The organism is Collinsella aerofaciens, from assembly GCF_040915425.1.
Lineage (GTDB): Bacteria > Actinomycetota > Coriobacteriia > Coriobacteriales > Coriobacteriaceae > Collinsella > Collinsella aerofaciens_BW.
On the sequence record NZ_JBCPDN010000018.1, the window covers coordinates 16615 to 34943 of the forward strand.

Below are 18329 nucleotides of genomic sequence, written 5' to 3' on the forward strand. Positions count from 1 at the left end.
GGCAGCGACGAATAGCCTCCTCATAAGTTGCGGTGAAATAGGGACTGTTTTGCGGCTTTAGATGCATATACAGTCCCTATTTCACCGCAACTTAGGTGGGGTTAGCGGGTGGGATGCCAGACGTGGAGGACGCCGGCAAGGATGTCGACCTCGATGCGCGAGGCGACAACGGGCTCGCCGTCGGCCTGGATGGGGTAGTCGGGCTCCTCAAAGGTGAGCTCGACATGGCGGCAGCGGCGCATGCGAACCGGCGGCAACTTGGTATGGTGGCCGTCCTTGGCCGAAAGAAACATAGGCAGGGCAACCGCACGCGGAACGGGGCCGCAGGCGTAGCAGACGTCGAGTACGCCGTCGCAGGGGTCGGCATCGGGGCAGATGCGATAGCCCGAGCCATAGGTAGGACCCAGCTGAATTGCCATGATGATCGCCCGCACGCGCTCGGCGGGCGCGCCATCAAAGCTGATGGTCATGGGGTAGTTGCGATAGCGCAGGCCAAACTGCTCAAGTCCCGATAGGGTGTAGAGCGGAGCGCCGGCGAGGCCCGTCTTTTTGCGCAGCTCGGTGGTGCCCAGGCCGATGGCGGCATCGATGCCGACCGAGAGCGTCTGGTCGTAGTACTCAACGGTAGCCTCGCCGCTGCCGCTCGCAGGGCTCCACGAGCGAATGCGCCCGATGTCCTGACGCTGCAGCTCGCAGGTGAGCAGCGCGCCAAAATCCTTACCGGAGAAATCGTCGATGCCGAGCGTTTGGGCAAAATCGTTGCCAGAGCCCACGGGTAGGATGGCAAGAGCGGGGCGGGTGTCCTCCTCTTGCGTCATAAGCCCGTTGACGACCTCGTGAATCACGCCGTCGCCGCCAAGGGCGATAACGGTGCGATAGCCCTGGGCCTGTGCGGCCAGCTCCTTGGCGTGTCCCATGCGCTCGGTTAGCACCAAGTCAAACTGGGATGCGCGTGCAGTCATGTCCAAAAAGCGTTGCAGGCGCTCGGCAACTTCGTGCGCCGCACCCGACTGGGCGGCTGGGTTGGCGATGATGAGCGTGCGGCCAAAATCAGTTGCGTGCATGGGGCGACTCCCGGCGTATGACGTGACGGTGCGGTCGCGCTCAGGTCGAATTGCCCCCGATTGTGGCTGCACGTCGAATACTTACGTCTACTCTATCAGGTCGTTGTGGCGCTCGATAGCATCCGCTACCGTACCGCCCTCATCCACAATAAGCGAACGGCGCTTGGGCGAGATGATGCGCTGGGCGGGGTACACGCCGCGGTGTCCGGCAGTTAGGTAGCTGATAAAGGCCACGATGACAAAGAACCCGGCTGCCGTGCCGTGGAACAGGTCGATGGCCATCATGCAGGTGGTGATGGGCACGTTGAGGCCGGCACAGAACACGCCGAGCATGCCGAGAGCCGCCAGAAAACTGGGGTCGATTCCGACGAGGCAACCGATCCAGCCGCCGAGCGCCGCACCGATGCCAAACAGGGGCGTGACCTCGCCGCCTTGGAAGCCCGCACCCAGGGTAAGCGCTGTGACGACCAACTTGATGGCTGCGTCTGCCAGGGTGGTGTTGCCGGCAAATCCGGCGCCGGAAAGCCACGTGGAAAGGCCGGCGTAGTCCCAGGCGTCGAGAAGGGCATAGGCGGCCAAAACCACGAGTGCGCCCATGAGTGCGCGAACGAGGTAATTGGTGATAAAGCGACCGTACAGGCTCTTGACGGTTCGAACCGACCAGGCAAAGAGGCGTGCCGTCAGACCGAAGATAATGGCGCTGATAACAACGATGACAACCGTCCGTGGTGTCATGTTGGGAACGCTGGCGATGACATTCGCTTCGTACTCGGTACCCAGGGCGAGTGATGTAAAGTAGCCGGTAAACGAGGCGACCAGGCAGTAGATGCCCGCGGTGTAGTCGATCTTGCCGATAAAGCACATCTCCATGCCAAAGAAAGCTCCGGCAAGGGGCGAGCCGAATACGGCGCCAAAGGCCGACGAGATGCCAGCGAGCATGAGGTCGTGGTGATCATGCTTTTTGAGGTGTGCGAGGCTCGAGACGTTGCTGGCGATGGTGCCGCCAATCTGCACCGCAGCTCCCTCGCGACCGGACGATCCGCCCGTTAGGTGCGTGAGCGTGGAGCAGACGAAGGTGAGGACGGCCATACGCATATGGATGAGGCGTGTGCCCAGGGCGGAGTCAATGACCAGGTTGTTGCCACGCTTGGCGGCGAGACCGTGGTTCTTGTAGACCCACGCGGTGGCCATACCCACGATGGGGAGCAGGGCGTACACCCACGAATGGTGCTCGCGATAGTCGGTCGCGATATTCAACGAGGCCAAAAACGCCCAAGCGGCAACGCCCATGGCGAGCGAGACGATGACGACGAGTACGAGTAACTTAGCGCTCGCGAGTAGGTTGCGGGCGTTGCGGCGCGTGTCGGCAGCCAAGAGATGCTCGGAGCGGGTGATCTGATGCCTGCCTGCCGTGATGATGTCGTTCAGGGAGAAAAAGCCGCCGTCGTCGAGCGGCTGGGAATGATCCTGCGCCTCGTTTGCGCTTTCGGGTTTGTCGTTATGAGCCATACGTTCCTCTTTTAGGTTGCAACGCAAGCATTATAAAACGCGGCAAACGCGACGAGCCGGTGGGTTGGTTTCCATTCTGTTTCGCAGCCTGCAACCGACAGGTGTATTTGCGGGTACAGGCCGAGTCGCGGTCGTGCGTCGGGGGATTATACTGAGACAAGCATAAAGAATCGGCGCCCCTGTTGTGCGCCGTGACATTAAGAGGTGCATATGGCAGAGAAACTCATTCCGCTGGATGACGCACAGTCGATTGTCCTGTCGCACGTTGCTCCGACGGATCTCATCGAGATTCCCGTGTGGCAGGCGGCTGGTTTTCCCTTGGCCGAGGACGCGGTGGCCGATATCGATATCTCGCCGTTTGCCAACAGCGCTATGGACGGATATGCCGTGCGCTCGGCGGACTTGGCACAGGCATCTGGCGAGGCGCCGGTGACGCTCGACGTTATCGGACACGAGGCCGCGGGCCATGTGTTTGAGGGCGCAATCGGCGCGGGCGAGACGGTCCGCATCATGACGGGCGCGCCGGTACCCGAAGGCGCCGATGCCGTGGTGAAGTACGAGATCGTCGATGTGCTCGACGGTGACGGCAACGAGGGCTCGCACGTTAGTTTTTCGGCGCCTGCTAAAGTGGGGGAGAACGTTCGCTCGGCTGCTGAGGAAGCGCATGCTGGCGATGTTGTGATGCACACCGGCGAGGTCGTGGCTCCGGCGGGCGCCGGCTTGCTGGCGAGCGCCGGATATGCGAGCGTGAAGGTGCATGCCGCCCCGCGCGTGGGCATTATCTCGCTAGGGACGGAATTGGTCGCACCGAGGAACGTGCCGGCGCGTGGACAGATTCGCGACTCCAACTCGTCGGCGTTGATGGCCGAGGCGCTTGATGCGGGAGCCGAGCCCGTGTTCTACGGCATTGCGCCCGATGATGAGCAGGCGATTGCCGAGCTGGTGCATCGCGCCGTGCAGGAGTGCGATTTTGTCATTACGAGCGGTGGCGCCTCGGCGGGCGATTACGACTACGTGACGGCGCTCGTCCGGCGCGAGGGCGAGGTGCTGTTTGACCGCATCTCGATGCGTCCGGGCAAGGCCATCACGTTTGGTTTGCTCGGGGGTAAGCCCTACCTCGGGCTTTCGGGCAATCCCGCTGCTGCGTATGTGGGCTTTGAGATGCTCGCCCGTCCGGCGATCCGCAAGATGCGCGGCTTTGCCGAGGGTGCGCGTCCCGTGCAGCAGGCGATATTGACGCACTGCGTGAAAAAGCGCCAGGACCGACGCTTCTTCGATCGCGCCACGGTTTCGCGCGACCCCGAGACCGGTGAGCTGTTGGTGACCGAGGCCAAGACGCAGAATTCGGCGCTGCTCGGCACGATGCAGCGGTCCAACTGCCTGCTGCGTATTGACGAAGGACCGTGCGAGCTCAAGGCGGGAGATGCTGTGGACGTTGTTCGCGTCGATCTGCCCGAGGGCGCCGTGTTGTAGGAGGAATGCTATGGAGCTGAAGATTTCGATCGTGACGTGCTCGGATACGCGCGATCTTTTGCAGGATGAGGCCGGAGCCGCACTCGAGGAACTTATCGAGGCACAGGGCTGGACGGTCGCCTCACATGTGGTCGTGCGCGACGACGTCAGCGAGATCGGTGATGCCATTGTGGAAGCCGCCGATGAGTGCCACGCCAATGTCGTGCTCACCTGCGGCGGCACGGGGCTTTCGATGCGCGATGTAACACCCGAGGCGACGCGTTCCGTCTGCGACCGCGATGTGCCGGGTATTGCCGAGGCAATTCGTGCCTACTCCATGACCAAGACGCGCCGCGCCATGCTCTCGCGCGCTATTTGCATGCAACGAGGTCATACACTTGTCGTAAACTTTCCCGGTTCTACGAAGGCCGCCCGCGAAAGCTGGGAGGCCATAGCAGACCAGCTGGAGCATGCGGCTCAGATGACGGCGGGCGGCGGACATACCAACTAAGCGGTTTACCTGCGGCGGGGCGACCTGAATGGCTGCTCCGCCTTTGTTTTCCGCCGAATCGACGCCGAGGTGCACGGTAATTTGAAACTATATTCTCTGACGAGAATAATATCTCACTATCATTATTCGCGCAGAAGTATAATCTGATTGCAGATTAAAGCCCGCGGCGGGGTGCCCGGGCATAGCGTTCGAAAGGGTTGAACATGTTCGATATGGTTTCTCGCCGCGGATTCGTTTCGCTTTCTGCTGTCGCCGCTGCCGGCCTTGGTCTTGCCGGCTGTTCGGGCAGCAAGACGTCCGAGCCGGCCGGATCCGATGCCGGTTCTGCTAAGGCATCTTCCAAGAAAGCTGTCGAGCTGCAGGTCTTTGCCGCCAACTCGCTCGAGAAGGCCCTGCCCGAGGTTCAGGAGCTCTACACCGAGCAGACCGGCACCACCTTTGCCGACACGCAGTTTAAGGCGTCTGGCGACCTTGTCGAGCAGATGAAGGCCGGCGCTGCCGTCGACGTGCTCATCACCGCTTCCAAGGGCACCATGGATGACGCCGAGACCGCTGAGCTCGTCGATGCCGATACCCGCGAGGACATGTTCGTCAACGATCTCGTGATCATTCGCGCCGAGGGCTCCGACACCAAGGTCGAGGCCATCGCCGACGTCGCGAATCTGGACGGCAAGATCGCCATTGGCGATGCCAAGACCGTCCCCGCCGGCAAGTACGCCAACCAGGCGCTGGCTTCCGTGGGGCTCTATACCGGTACCGAGGGCGACGACGGCGAGTATGCTCCCGAGATCGCCGACAAGGTCGCACTGGCCGATAAGGTGGGCACCGCCGCCGCCTATGTCTCTACGGGCGACTGCGTAGCCGGCTTTGTCTACAGCTCCGATATCTTCCGCTACGACGGCATCGAGGAGGCCTTCGTGTGCCCCGAGGATTCGCACAAGCCCATCGTGTACCCGGGTGCCGTTGCCGAGAGCTCCGAGCATGCCGACGAAGCCAAGGCGTTCATCGACTTTTGCCTGTCCAACAAGAAGGCCCAGAAGATTTGGGCTAAATACGGCTTTGAGCTTTCCGCGTAGTGCGGCTTGGCGCGATAATTCCATCGTTTTGTGTTTCACTCCGTCCTTGTATTCGCTTGGAGCTTTTCGTGCTTAATAGATTCCGCATGCTTGTCGCCTGTGCTTTGATCTTCGCGCTTTGCTGGGTGCCGGGATTTGCGTTTGCTGGGGACGCTGAGGACGGGACCCAGGTTACTGCGACCGCTCATGGGCTTTCCTATGGGATCGAGGGTTTTGAGCGGTTGGCCAAGGGGACCGCTCGTGCCATGGAGAGCCAGCCTGAGGGCTACCGGTTTCCCGTTGACGAGGACGTGGACCTTGTAGTGGCGCCTGCTGCCGATCGCGTTATGGTGTGGATATCGCCCAAGGCGGTCGAGAAGTATGGATTGGATCCGCAGGATAACGAGTGCGTATCGGGTCTCAAGGCCCTCGTCTGTGAGCTCGACAGCGCAAACTGCATGGGAGGTGCGCAGCTGGGGGACGTGGATCTTCCTTGGTATGTCACGGAGGAAACTACGTTTGATGCCGGCGGGTATACCTATGGCTTTGACGAGCGCGGTGCGGATGGGGACCGCTATGTGGTGATTGCATCAGCCTCGGGTGATGCCAAGGGCGGCGCGCGTTGGCTTGATAGCGCTCAAATGGCAGAAGCGTCGTCTGTCGTGTTGCGGGATGAGCAGGGGCCCTTAACCTCTCTGGCCTCCTTTTTGGGCGACATCGACTATCGCCCGTTTTGGGTGTCCATAAAAACGAGCGGCCTTGCCCTGCTGATCTCCTTTGCGCTGGGCCTGTTTGCCGCGTGGAAGACCATGGGTACCTCGAGTCGCATCAAGGGCCTGCTCGACTCGGTCTTTACCATCCCTATGGTGTTGCCGCCTACGGTGTGCGGCTTTCTGCTCCTCATGCTGTTTGGCCGCTCGACCGGGGTGGGCCAGTGGCTCATCGCGCACGGTATCTCGATCGTCTTTACCTGGCCCGCGGCGGTGATCTCTGCCGTAGTGGTGTCGTTCCCGCTCGTCTACCGTACGGCGCTCGGCGCCTTTGAAAGCCTCGACACGCAGATGCTCGACGCCGCGCGAACCCTGGGCTGGTCCGAGCGTCGCATCTTTACCAAGCTCATGATGCCGCTTGGCTGGCCCTCCATCGCCGCCGGCACGGTGCTCGCCTTTGCCCGCGCGATGGGCGAGTTTGGCTGCACGCTGTTCTTTGCGGGCAACTACGCCGGCATTACGCAGACCATTCCCATTGCCATCTACTTTGAGTGGATGGGCGGTAACACGTCGGTGGCCCTCTTTTGGGTCGTCGTTGTGATCGTGTTTAGTTTCCTAGTCATCCTGTTCATCAACATGTACACCGCTCATTCGCAAAAGTATCGCGAGCGGGGCCTTTCCCGTGCGGAGCGCAAGCAGGCCAAAGAGTTTGCCGGACAGGGCGATTCGCTCGACCCGGCGGGCGGCGATGCCTTGCGTATCGATCGCGAGGCGGTGGCTGAGCTCATGCGCGATGACGCGGTCACGAAGGGAGGTCGATAGGCCATGTCGCTCGTTCTGGATATCAAAAAGCGCTATCCGGGGTTCACCCTCGACATCCAACTCGAAGCCGGCGAGGAGCGCGTGGCCCTGCTGGGTGCCTCGGGCTGCGGCAAGAGCTGCACGCTGCGCTGCATTGCCGGTGTGGAGACTCCCGACGAGGGCAAGATCGTTGTCAACGGCGTGACCTTTTTTGACTCGGAGGCGGGCATCAACCTGTCACCCCAGGAGCGAAAATGCGCCCTGTTGTTCCAAAACTATCAGCTGTTCCCCAACATGACGGTGGCCGACAACGTGTGCGCCGGCGTAAAGGATGCGGGCGACGCCGCGGCGCGTAAAAAACTTGCCGAGCGCTACCTGGGCATTTTTGGCCTGGCCGACTTTGCCGACCGCTATCCCGCGCGACTCTCGGGCGGCCAGCAGCAGCGTGTGGCCCTTGCTCGCATGGTGGCGGCGCACCCGGGCATCTTTATGTTCGACGAGCCCATGAGCGCACTCGATTCCTATCTTAAGAGCGCCCTCGAACAGAACATGCTCGACCTGTTCGATGTATGCAACCGCACCGTGCTCTACGTGAGCCACGACATCGACGAAGCGTGCCGCCTGTGCCAGCGCATTTGCGTGATGCATAACGGACATGTCGAGGAGATCGGCTCCGTCGAGGACGTGGTCCGTCGCCCACAGACGCTGGCAGCACTGCGTCTGACGGGCTGCAAGAACACAAGCCGGGCGCGAAAGATTGGCGACGAAGAAGTTGAGGCCCTCGACTGGGGCATGACCTTTAACGTGGGTCGCGAGGTTCCCGACGATGTTGCCTACCTGGGTATTCGTGCGAGCTACTTCCATGTGGACAACCGTGCCGAGCGGGGTCGCAACAGCTACGACCTGCACGTGGCGCGCGTGAGCGATTCGCGTTTTGAGCGCCTGGTGCTGCTGGACGTGCCGCGTGCTGATGCGCCCACGCGTCTGCAGTGGAAGGTCAATAAAGTGGGCATGCCTGTCGACGAGCTGCCACAAGCAGGCGAGACGCTGCGCATGCATTTTGATGCCAGCAGGATTCATCTGGTTTGTCGGTAGGGCAGAGGGCGGGCTGTCGAGGATTCTCGGCAGCCCGCCGTTTCGTTCCCTACCGTTCGCCGAATGTAGAATGGTAATTAATTATCAAGCAAGATAATAATTTATTAAAAGGCAACGGGTACCTCTGTCGTACGAATGTCAACGGTGTTCGCATAGTCGATGGCCGTTGATATAGTTGACATCAACTTGTAAAGGAGGGTGCGCACATGCCGCAGACGACATACATTCGCCGCGTTGCCGCGCGCGCCCTGTATATGGCTCGGAGTCGCATATGAGCAGGTATGTTCACGGCTCCGGGAGAGACGACGCACAACTAAATAACTGTCCGCAAGGCAGGTTCCCCAAAATTCCGGGTTTGAGCACGGCCGGGCAATCGCCGTCCGTCGTGCATCGATACCGCTGTTATCCGTATTTGGTTCGAGAGGGGGGAGCCGTCATGGCTGAAGAATTCGATTTCCATCCGATGTGGGAGAGCCTCGGCATGAATCTTGCCGACCACGACATGCTGCTGGGCGCCGTGGGCCAGATGTACGGCGATATGTTCCTGACGCAGAACAATCGCCCCAAGTCCACGTCCTACCTGGATTTTGTCGCCACCAACATCCACAGCGGCCGTATTAAGGAGATGCTCGACAAGAAGGAGGCTGGCGAGGCCACCAAGATCGTCGGTTCGTTCTGCGTGTACGTGCCCGAGGAGATCGTACTTGCCTGTGACGGCATTCCTGTGGGCCTGTGCTCTGGCGCTGATTGGGCAACGGACAAGGTCGAGGAGCATCTGCCGCGTAACACCTGCCCGCTCATTAAGAGCTTTGCCGGCTTTAAGCTGGGCGAGGTCTGCCCCTACATTGAGTCGAGTGACCTGGTGGTAGGCGAGAACACCTGCGATGGCAAGAAGAAGGCCTACGAGTTCTTTGCCACGCAAAAGAACATGTACGTCATGGATATTCCCAACGTACACGACGAGTCGACGCTCGTGACCTGGAAGGCCGAGGTCAAGAAACTCGCCGCCAAGATCGAGGAAGAGTGCGGCGTCACGATTACGCCTGAGCGCCTGAAGGCCGCCATCCGCGCCGTCAATGAGAAGCGTCGCGCCCTGCAGCGCCTCGCTGCCACGAGCGCTGCCGACCCTGCGCCCATCAGCGGTCTCGACAGCCTGCTGACCGTCCAGGCCGCCTTTATGGACGACACGCCGCGTCTGACCGGAGCCATTAACGATATGGCGGCTGAGTGCGAGCAGCGTGTCGAGGCCGGCGAGGGCGTGGCGCCCAAGGGGACCAAGCGCATCCTGTACACCGGCACGCCCTTGGCCGTGCCCAACTGGAAGCTGTTCAACCTCATCGAGAAGGCCGGCGGCGTCGTGGTGGGCGAGGAGTCCTGCACGGGCTCGCGCTACTACAAGGATCTGGTCGACGAGTCCGGCGAGACGGTCGACGAGATGCTCGACGCCATCGCCGAGCGCTACTTTAAGATCAACTGCGCTGTCTTTACGCCCAACGACCAGCGTATGAAGGACATTGTCCAGATGGCCAAGGACCTGCATGCCGACGGTATCGTCGACGTGGCCCTGCAGTTCTGCACGCTCTACGAGATGGAGTCGTTTGCCGTGGAGAAGGCCGCCGAGGAGGCCGGCATTCCGTTTATGCACATCACGACCGACTACGCCGGCGAGGATGCAGGCCAGCTCCAGACCCGCATCGAGGCCTTCCTGGAAACTATTTAGAGCTATCCGTCCCGGCGGCTTCCCCAGGTACCCGATCTTGCCGTTCAAACCGTCGCTTGCTACCAAAGTATGCGGCGCTCATCTTTCACGGCAACCACGGGCACCTGGGAAAGCCGTCTCCTTGGTTGGTTAAAAGGTTTGTTAAGGAGTTATATGTCGGAATATATTGAGCAGCCGTTGCCGTCCACGTTTGAGGAGTTCAACGAGCAGCGCAAGGCGGCGTTTATTCGCGTCAAGGATTATAAGCAGGCGGGTAATCGCCTGGTCGGCTTTTTGTGCAGCTATACGCCGCTCGAGATTATCGATGCCGCGGGGGCTGCGAGCGTGGCTCTGTGCGGTACGTCCGATGAGGTGATTCCCGAGGCCGAAAAGGTGCTGCCGGCAAACCTGTGCCCGCTCATCAAGTCGACCTACGGTTTTGCCTACTCGCAAAAGTGCCCGTTTACGTACTTTAGCGACATGATCATCGGCGAGACCACCTGCGACGGCAAGAAGAAGATGTATGAGCTACTCAACGAGCTCAAGCGCACGCACATTCTGCATCTTCCGCAGGGTCGCGATCGTGTCTACGAGCGTGAAGGCTGGTACGAGGAGTGCCGCCTGCTCAAGGAGGAGCTCGAGGGCTTCTACGGCATCACGATTACCGACGATGACCTGCGCGCTGCCGTCCGTCGTCGCAACCGCTTGCGTGCGGCCCAGCTCGAGATGTTTGCACTGCAGGCCAACCAGCCGGCGGCCATGAGCGGCGTCGACCTGATGAGCACCATGTTTGCCGGTACGTTCAGCTTTGATATCGAGGCCTATACGCAGCAGCTGGAGCAAAAGGTCGCCAAGCTGCGCGAGGCCTACGACGCGGGCGAGCGCCCGGTCGCGGCGGATGCCAAGCGCATTCTGATCACCGGCTGCCCGGTGGGCGGCGTGATCAACAAGATCGGTCGCACCATCGAGTCCAACGGCGGTGTGGTCGTGTGCATGGACGACTGCTCGGGCGAGCGCACGGCGGCCATGATGATCGACCCGGAGGCTCCCGACATCCTTCGCGCCATCGCCGACCGCTACCTGGATATTAACTGCTCGGTCATGACGCCCAACGACGGTCGTATGGATAACACGCTGGCCATGTGCGAGAAGTATCACGTCGATGGCGTAGTGGAGAGCGTGCTCCAGGCGTGCCACACCTTCAACGTTGAGAGTGCGCGCATGCAGGAGGCCGTCGAGGGTGCGGATATTCCGTACATGAAGATCGAGACCGACTACAGCAACGGCGACATGGGTCAGATTGAGACCCGCATCGCCGCCTTCATCGAAACCCTCTAGCTTTCTCAGGCACCGGATCTTGCCCCTCAAACCGTCGCTTGCGTACCCAAAGTACGCTGCGCTCCTCTTTCGGGGCAATCTCCGGCACCTGAGAAACCTAGAGCTAAGGCGCCTGAACGCGCCGCTGTCTTTGATGTTTAGATTGGGAGAGAGCCATGATAGGGGTCGGGATCGATATCGGGTCTACGGCGGCTAAGGCTGCTGTGGTCGACGGGGAGGGTTCGGTGGCGTGGACGTGCGTGCAGCCAACCGGGTTCTCCTCGGTCGATGCTTCCGAGCGGCTGCGCGAGGCACTGGCAGCGGCGGGTTATGACGTGACGGGTGACGATGTTCGCGTGGTCGCGACTGGCTACGGCCGTGTCGCCGTGCCCTATGCGCACAAGGTCGTGACCGAGATCACCTGTCACGGTACCGGTGCCGTGCGCCTGTTTGGCGACCACGGCACCGTGATCGACGTGGGCGGCCAGGACACCAAGGTCATTCAGCTAAAAAGTGGCCGCGTGGCCAAGTTTGCCATGAACGACAAGTGCGCCGCCGGCACGGGGCGCTTTCTGGAGATTATGGCCGACCGCCTGGGCATTACCCAGCAGCAGATGGCCGACCTTGCGCGTTCCGGTGAGCCCACCAAGATATCCAGCATGTGCACGGTCTTTGCCGAAAGCGAGGTCATCAGCCTGATCGGTCGTGGCGAGCTGCGCGAGAACATTGCGCGTGGCGTGATCGAAAGCGTCGTGTCGCGCGTGGCGACTATGGCCGGCCAGGCGGCGGGCGTCCCGTACTATCTGACCGGCGGTCTGTGCGAAAACGCCTATGTCGTTGAACGGTTGGGCGAGCTACTGGGGTCGCCGGTGACCACCTCGCCCCAGGCTCGCTTTGCCGGAGCGATCGGCGCGGCTGTCCGCGCCGCCGCCTTGGCCTAGGGGTGTACCGCGACATGCGCATCCTCAATATCTCGGCACAAAAACCAGATAGCACCGGCAGTGGCACCTACCTTGCCGCGCTCGTGCGCGAGCAGATCGAGACGGGGCATCGCGCCGCCGTGCTTTGCGGTGCGGCGCCGGGTGATACCCAGGGCGAGCTGGACCGGCGTGCTGCCGTGTTTGCCGTACCGTTCGAGTCGCCCGAGCTGCCGTTTCCCATCTGCGGTATGTCCGATGTCATGCCCTATCCCTCTACGCGCTATCGTGACCTGACGCCTTCGATGCTCAAGGCATTTGAGCGGGCATTTGCTGCTGCAATCGATCGGGCGGTGGCTGAGTTTCGGCCCGATCTGGTGATCTGCCATCACCTGTATCTGGTGACCGCATTGGCGCGCGAGTGCGTCCGGGGTGTGCCGGTTGTTGCCGTGTGCCATTCGACCGACCTGCGCCAGCTGCGTTCGCATGCGCTCGAGCGCGATCGCATCGTACGTGCGGTTCGTCGGCTCGATGCCGTCTTTGCGCTCCATGCTGAGCAGGCTGAACAGATTGGCCTGGTGTGCGGCGTCGATGCCGATCGCATCCACGTGATTGGGACGGGCTACGACCATCGCGTCTTCTGCCGCGACGCAAACGTGGCAAGGCAGCCGGGATCGCTTGTGTACGTGGGCAAGATTTGCTTTAAAAAGGGCGTCGAGTCGCTGGTTCGTGCCGTGTCATTGCCGATTGACGATGATGCCCGCCCATCTGGCTTGGTACTTGTTGGCGGCCGCGGGGACGATGCCGAGTATGCGCGTATCGAGCGCTTGACCGCGGCCTCGGATGTGCCGGTGACGCTGGCGGGGCGCCTAGATAGCGATGGGCTCGTGCGTGCCTACCGCAGTTCCGACGTCTTTGTGCTGCCTTCGTTTTACGAGGGTCTGCCGCTCGTGACGATCGAGGCCCTCGCGTGCGGCTGCAAAGTTGTGGCGACCGATTTGCCCGGCGTTCGTCCCTGGATGGAGGCGATGCTTCCCGGTGCTCCCGTGACGTGGGTGGCGTCGCCGCGTATGACGGATGTCGACACGCCTGTGGCGGCCGACCTTCCGTTGTTTGAGCGCGCACTGGCAGATGCTATCGCGCAGGCGCTTGCGGCGCCGCCTTCGACGTTCGAGCCGTCGGCGGTCTCTTGGGAAGCGTGCCTGGGGCGTATACTAAAAGTCGTTGATTTGTTGGAAGGGGGTTCGTATGGCTAAGGACACCATGAGGCTCACGTCCATGACGGCCGCGAGCGGTTGAGCCGCTAAGCTGGCTCCCGGAGCCCTCGCCCAGGTCCTGGGCGACTTACCCAATGTGCATAACGACAACTTGCTCGTGGGGTTCGATACCTCCGACGATGCGAGCGTCTTCCGCGTAGGGGAGAACCTAGGGCTCGTGCAGTCCATCGACTTCTTCCCGCCGATGGTCGACGACCCGTTCCTGTTTGGCCAGATTGCCGCGGCAAACTCACTGTCGGACATCTACGCCATGGGCGGGCGGCCGAGCCATGCCATGAACCTGCTGTGCATTCCGAGCTGCCTGGGCGTCGAGGTTGCCGGTCAGATTCTGGCGGGCGGCGCCGACAAGTGCGTTGAGGCCGGCTGCACCATCGCGGGCGGTCACACCATCAACGACGACGAGCCCAAGTACGGCCTGTCCGTGAGCGGCTTTGTCGCGCTCGACCGTATGCTCGCCAACAGCGGCGCGCGCGTGGGCGATGCGTTGCTGCTGACCAAGGCGGTTGGCTCGGGCATCATCACCACGGCCATTAAGGGCGAGCTCATCGAGCAGGACGAGGCCGCAGCCGTGTTTGACTCGATGCGTACCCTCAACGAGGCCCCGATTCGTCTGGCCGAGGGACTCGAGCTTCACGGCTGTACTGACATTACGGGCTTTGGTCTGATCGGGCATGCGTGCGAGATGGCCGAGGGCTCGGGCGTGCAGGTTGAGCTTGCGTCGGGGGCGGTGCCACTCTTTGACCAGGTGCTCGACATGGCGCGTCTGGGCATTATCCCCGCGGGCTCCTACCGCAACCAGGACTTCTTTGGCCCGCGCGTGGCTGCCGACGAAGACCTGGAGCCGGGCATGTTGGATGCGCTGTACGATCCACAGACGTCTGGTGGCCTGCTCATCGCGGCACCTGCTGCCGATGTGAATGAGCTTGTGCGCCGTCTGCATGCCGAGGGACGTATCGCCGCCGTCGTCGGTCGCGTGTGCGAGCCGGTGCCAGGCGGTCCTGCCGTTCGCGTTGTGCGCTCGTTGATATCGTAAAATCGGCCGCCCGCATTCTGGGGCGGTCACATTCGAAAGGAAAAACTATGTCTACCAAGATTGAAGTCAATGCCATGGGCGATGCCTGCCCGCTGCCCGTCGTCAAGACGCTTAAGGCACTCAAACAGCTTGATGGCGAGGGTGCCGTGGTGACCTCGGTCGATAACGAGACCGCCGTCAAGAACATTTCCAAGATGGCGCAGGAGAAGGGCTGCACGGCCTCGGTCGAGAAGGTTTCTGACGCCGAGTGGCACGTGACCGTGGCGACCTCTGGCGCCGTTGCCGTGGCCGATCCCGAGCAGGATGGCGCTGCCTTCTGTGATGCCAGCGCCGGCAAGGGCAAACTCGTCATTTCCGTCTACACCGATTGCATGGGCCGTGGCGACGACGAGCTGGGCCACAAGCTCATGAAGGCGTTTATCTTTGCCGTGACGCAGCAGGAGGAGTTGCCCGCGACCATGCTGTTCTACAACGGCGGTGCCAAGCTCACCGTCGAGGGCTCGCCGGTGCTCGATGACCTGAAGGGCCTGGCGGAGCAGGGTGTCGAGATTCTCACCTGCGGTACCTGCCTCGACCACTATGGCATTAAAGACCAGCTCGCGGTGGGCGAGGTCACCAACATGTACGTGATCGTGGAGAAGATGGAGCAGGCCGTGCGCGTGGTGCGCCCGTAGCGTATTGGTTGGAGTTGCCATGAGGGAGAAGCGCCCGGCGCTTGTTATCACGTTTCCCACCACGGCGGCCGCCATGGGTTGCGAGTCCCTGTGCATCGAGCGCGGCCTTCCCGGGCGCACGATTCCCGTGCCCGGGGAGGCCGCTGCCGGCTGCGGTTTGGCATGGAAGGCGTTGCCTGCCGATGAGGAACTGCTGCGCGGCGAGCTTGCCGCGGCGGGCGTTCCCACCGAGGGCTATACCGTGATTGATATGTGGGAGGTCGTGCGATGATCTACCTGGATAACGCGGCGACGACCATGCACAAGCCGCAGACGGTCATCGATGCCGTGACGCAGGCGATGTGCTCGCTTGGCAATGCCGGGCGCGGCGCCACGTCGGGTGCCCTCGATGCCGCTCGTACGATTCACGCTTGCCGTGCCAAGCTCGCGTGCCTTTTGGGTTGCCCGCGGGCGGACCATGTGTGCTTTACGCCCAACTCTACGGCGGCGCTCAACACCGCCATCAACGGGGTGGTGTGCCCCGGCGACCGCGTGGTCACGACGGTGCTTGAGCACAACTCGGTGCTACGGCCGCTCAACCGCCTGGCGGCAGAGCAGGGTGTGACCGTTGAGCATGCGGGCTGCGACGCGAACGGCGTGCTCGACTACGACGAGCTCGAGCAGCTGGTCACGCCGGGCACGCGTGCCGTGGTGGTGACGCACGCCTCCAATGTGACCGGCAACGCGGTCGACATTGCGCGCGTGGCTGTCATGGCCCATGCGGCCGGCGCGCTCGTGATCGTCGATGCCTCGCAGTCTGCCGGCACGGCGCATATCGATATGCAGGCCATGGGGCTCGACGTGGTGTGCTTTACCGGCCACAAGGGGCTCATGGGTCCGCAGGGGACCGGCGGCCTGGCCGTGGCAGAGGGCATTGACGTGGCTCCGTGGGCCATAGGCGGCACGGGCGTGCACAGCTTCGACCCACTGCAGCCGCTTGAGTGGCCCACGCGCCTTGAGGCGGGCACGCTCAACGGCCACGGTATCGCCGGCCTTTCTGCCGGCCTTGATTTTATTGAGGCTCAGGGTGGAGTTGAAGCGATTGCGACTTACGAACGCGCCCTGGCCGATCTCTTTCTCGCTGGCGTGCGCGAAATCCCGGAGATCAAGCTCTACGGCGCCTTTGACCAGCCGTCGCACTCGGCGATCGTGTCGCTCAACGTAGGCGATATCGATTCGGCTGAGATTTCGGACGCGCTCATGCAAGGGTGGGGGATTGCGACGCGCCCCGGCGCCCATTGCGCTCCGCTCATGCACCGCGCGCTGGGGACCGAGCGCCAGGGCGTCGTCCGCTTCTCGTTTGGGTATTTCAACACGGACGAGGAAGTCGACACCGCGATTGACGCTTTGCGCGATTTAGCCTGCTAAAGCTACTAGACCGTTTATACTTGCGGGATGGGTGTTTTTGCCCGTCCCGTTTTCGTTTCGACCCGAAAGGTGTGCATATGGCCTCATCCGCCCCGCGTGGTCTACGCTCCGATCATGTCGTTACCGTTGGCATCGCCCTGTTCTCGATGCTCTTTGGCGCCGGCAACCTCATTATTCCGCCGCTGCTGGCGCTGCAGGCCGGCACGGTCACGCCGCTTGCCATGACTGGCTTTTTGATTGCTGCCATCGGCCTGCCTGTTATGGGCTTTATCGCCGTGGCGCTCGCCGGAACGGCGCGCGAGCTTGCCGGCCGCGTGCACCCCAAGTTCGGTGAGTTCTTTGTCGCGGCGGTGTATCTGGCCATCGGCCCGTGCCTGGCTATTCCGCGCACAAGCTCTACGGCGTTCGAAATGCTGGTGCCGCTGCTACCCGAGGGTGTTTCGCTTGGCACGGCACGTCTGGTGTTTGCCATCGGGTTCTTCGTTGTCGCGTTTGCGCTCACGCTGCGCCCGGGTGTCATCACGCGCGTGCTCGGCCGCATTACGGGCCCCGCGCTCATTGCGCTCATCGTGCTGGTTGTGGGTGCTGCCGTGATCTCGCCGCTGGGACCGGCTGCCGCGCCGCAGGCTCCCTATGATGCGGGCGCTGCCGTGCAGGGCTTTCTGACTGGCTATCAGACCATGGACCTGCTCGCGTCGCTCGCCTTCGGCATTATCATCGCCGAGACCATCCACGAGCTGGGTGTTACCGATGACAAGCGCGTGGCCTTTGAGATTTCGCGTTCCGGCGTGATCGCCGGCGTGCTCATGGCCATCATCTACTGTGGCTTGGGCCTTGCCGGAATGCAGCTCGGCACCGTGATGCCCGACGCCACCAACGGCGCCGCCATCCTTGCCCGTTCTGCCTCCATGCACTTTGGCCTTGCCGGCACGGTCGTGGTCTTCGCCATCTTCTTCCTCGCCTGCATGAACGTGTGCATCGGCCTCATCAGCTGCTGCTCGCGCTACTTCTGCGAGACGTATGTGGTCGAAGGGGGAGCAGAGGCCTCCGAGGAGGCCATACGCCGTCCCTTTGCGATTCTCGCCTTTGTGTTCGCGGCGTTTTCGTGTGTGCTCTCCAACGTGGGCCTCGACGTGATTCTTATGTTCTCGGTGCCCATGCTCAACGCCTTGTATCCCGTTGCCATCGTGCTGGTACTGATGGGCCTGGTGCACGGCTTTTGCGACGCTCATCCGCAGGTGTGGGTCTGGGTCGGCGGTGTGGTCGCGGTGCAGAGCGTGATCACCTCGGTCCGCGATGCGTTCTTTGCGGGCGCGTGGCTGCCGTTCGATGCGTTGCCGCTGGCAGATATCGGTGCTGCGTGGGCACCGGTTGCTGTGGTGGCATTTGTGATCGGTCTGCTCCATAGTCGTTTTGTCGCACATTCGAGGAGCTAAGGCATCAATGCTTGCACAGGCGGGGAGTCTCCCCTATAATTTCCTTCGCTTTGGGACACGCAAGGTTTAGACCTTAGCTGCTCAACACCTTCGGGACGTGGCGCAGTTTGGTAGCGCGCCTGCTTTGGGAGCAGGATGTCGCAGGTTCAAATCCTGTCGTCCCGACCATATCTTGCGGGCGTAGTTCAATGGTAGAACCCCAGCCTTCCAAGCTGATGACGCGGGTTCGATTCCCGTCGCCCGCTCCATAAGATAGACGAACGGCTCTGGCTCCATTTGGTGCCAGAGCCATTTTGGCTTATAGGACAAAATGTGTGTCCACGTTGGGGGCATCGGCGCAGGTCGATGCCCCTTTTTCAGCCGTTTAAATTC

Annotated in this window: 16 protein-coding genes and 2 tRNA genes; 16 read left to right on the plus strand and 2 right to left on the minus strand. The window is 61.9% G+C overall.

Annotated features, from left to right (window positions below):
• Positions 1-101: 101 nt before the first annotated feature.
• A complete protein-coding gene (locus tag AB5164_RS03955) occupies positions 102-1064 on the minus strand; it encodes a diacylglycerol/lipid kinase family protein (RefSeq protein WP_368142898.1) in 963 nt (320 codons plus the stop codon).
• Between the two features lie 87 nt (positions 1065-1151).
• Positions 1152-2573, minus strand: coding sequence for a chloride channel protein (locus AB5164_RS03960; RefSeq protein WP_368142900.1), 1422 nt, complete (start codon positions 2571-2573; stop codon positions 1152-1154).
• A gap of 210 nt (positions 2574-2783) precedes the next feature.
• Here AB5164_RS03960 and AB5164_RS03965 point away from each other — a divergent pair, with 210 nt between their 5' ends.
• From AB5164_RS03965 to AB5164_RS04040, 16 genes are all read left to right on the plus strand, one after another.
• Positions 2784-4046 carry a molybdopterin molybdotransferase MoeA gene (locus AB5164_RS03965; RefSeq protein ID WP_368142901.1) on the plus strand — a complete coding sequence of 421 codons (1263 nt, stop codon included), beginning with the start codon at positions 2784-2786 and terminating at the stop codon, positions 4044-4046.
• 10 nt (positions 4047-4056) lie between these two features.
• Positions 4057-4536, plus strand: a complete 480-nt coding sequence (locus tag AB5164_RS03970; RefSeq protein ID WP_368142902.1) for a MogA/MoaB family molybdenum cofactor biosynthesis protein — start codon at positions 4057-4059, stop codon at positions 4534-4536.
• A gap of 203 nt (positions 4537-4739) precedes the next feature.
• Positions 4740-5612: a molybdate ABC transporter substrate-binding protein gene (gene modA, locus AB5164_RS03975; RefSeq protein ID WP_368142903.1), complete on the plus strand. Its 873-nt coding sequence runs from the start codon at positions 4740-4742 to the stop codon at positions 5610-5612.
• A gap of 245 nt (positions 5613-5857) precedes the next feature.
• Entirely contained in the window at positions 5858-7123 is a 1266-nt protein-coding gene (modB, locus tag AB5164_RS03980) for a molybdate ABC transporter permease subunit (protein WP_368142905.1), read from the plus strand.
• A 3-nt stretch (positions 7124-7126) separates the two neighbouring features.
• Entirely contained in the window at positions 7127-8197 is a 1071-nt protein-coding gene (locus tag AB5164_RS03985) for a sulfate/molybdate ABC transporter ATP-binding protein (protein ID WP_368142906.1), read from the plus strand.
• Between the two features lie 436 nt (positions 8198-8633).
• The gene (locus AB5164_RS03990; protein ID WP_368142907.1) at positions 8634-9917 is read left to right on the plus strand and encodes a double-cubane-cluster-containing anaerobic reductase; all 1284 of its coding nucleotides are present in this window, start codon (positions 8634-8636) and stop codon (positions 9915-9917) included.
• 153 nt (positions 9918-10070) lie between these two features.
• Complete coding sequence (locus AB5164_RS03995) at positions 10071-11234, plus strand: double-cubane-cluster-containing anaerobic reductase (RefSeq protein WP_368142908.1); 1164 nt, start codon at positions 10071-10073, stop codon at positions 11232-11234.
• 155 nt (positions 11235-11389) lie between these two features.
• Entirely contained in the window at positions 11390-12154 is a 765-nt protein-coding gene (locus tag AB5164_RS04000) for an acyl-CoA dehydratase activase (RefSeq protein ID WP_368142909.1), read from the plus strand.
• A 14-nt stretch (positions 12155-12168) separates the two neighbouring features.
• Positions 12169-13386: a glycosyltransferase family 4 protein gene (locus AB5164_RS04005; protein ID WP_368142910.1), complete on the plus strand. Its 1218-nt coding sequence runs from the start codon at positions 12169-12171 to the stop codon at positions 13384-13386.
• Positions 13379-14440 carry a selenide, water dikinase SelD gene (gene selD, locus AB5164_RS04010; RefSeq protein ID WP_368142912.1) on the plus strand — a complete coding sequence of 354 codons (1062 nt, stop codon included), beginning with the start codon at positions 13379-13381 and terminating at the stop codon, positions 14438-14440. Before AB5164_RS04005 ends, selD begins: the two co-directional genes overlap by 8 nt.
• A 47-nt stretch (positions 14441-14487) precedes the next feature.
• Entirely contained in the window at positions 14488-15114 is a 627-nt protein-coding gene (yedF, locus tag AB5164_RS04015) for a sulfurtransferase-like selenium metabolism protein YedF (protein WP_055286145.1), read from the plus strand.
• Between the two features lie 19 nt (positions 15115-15133).
• The gene (locus AB5164_RS04020) at positions 15134-15385 is read left to right on the plus strand and encodes a putative Se/S carrier protein (protein ID WP_368142914.1); all 252 of its coding nucleotides are present in this window, start codon (positions 15134-15136) and stop codon (positions 15383-15385) included.
• Positions 15382-16521, plus strand: coding sequence for an aminotransferase class V-fold PLP-dependent enzyme (locus tag AB5164_RS04025; RefSeq protein ID WP_368142915.1), 1140 nt, complete (start codon positions 15382-15384; stop codon positions 16519-16521). Before AB5164_RS04020 ends, AB5164_RS04025 begins: the two co-directional genes overlap by 4 nt.
• A gap of 77 nt (positions 16522-16598) precedes the next feature.
• On the plus strand, positions 16599-17957 hold the full coding sequence (gene brnQ / locus AB5164_RS04030) for a branched-chain amino acid transport system II carrier protein (RefSeq protein WP_368142916.1): 1359 nt from the start codon (positions 16599-16601) through the stop codon (positions 17955-17957).
• Between the two features lie 91 nt (positions 17958-18048).
• Positions 18049-18125: transfer RNA gene (locus AB5164_RS04035), tRNA-Pro, on the plus strand.
• A gap of 6 nt (positions 18126-18131) precedes the next feature.
• A tRNA-Gly gene (locus AB5164_RS04040) sits at positions 18132-18205 on the plus strand.
• Positions 18206-18329: the final 124 nt, after the last annotated feature.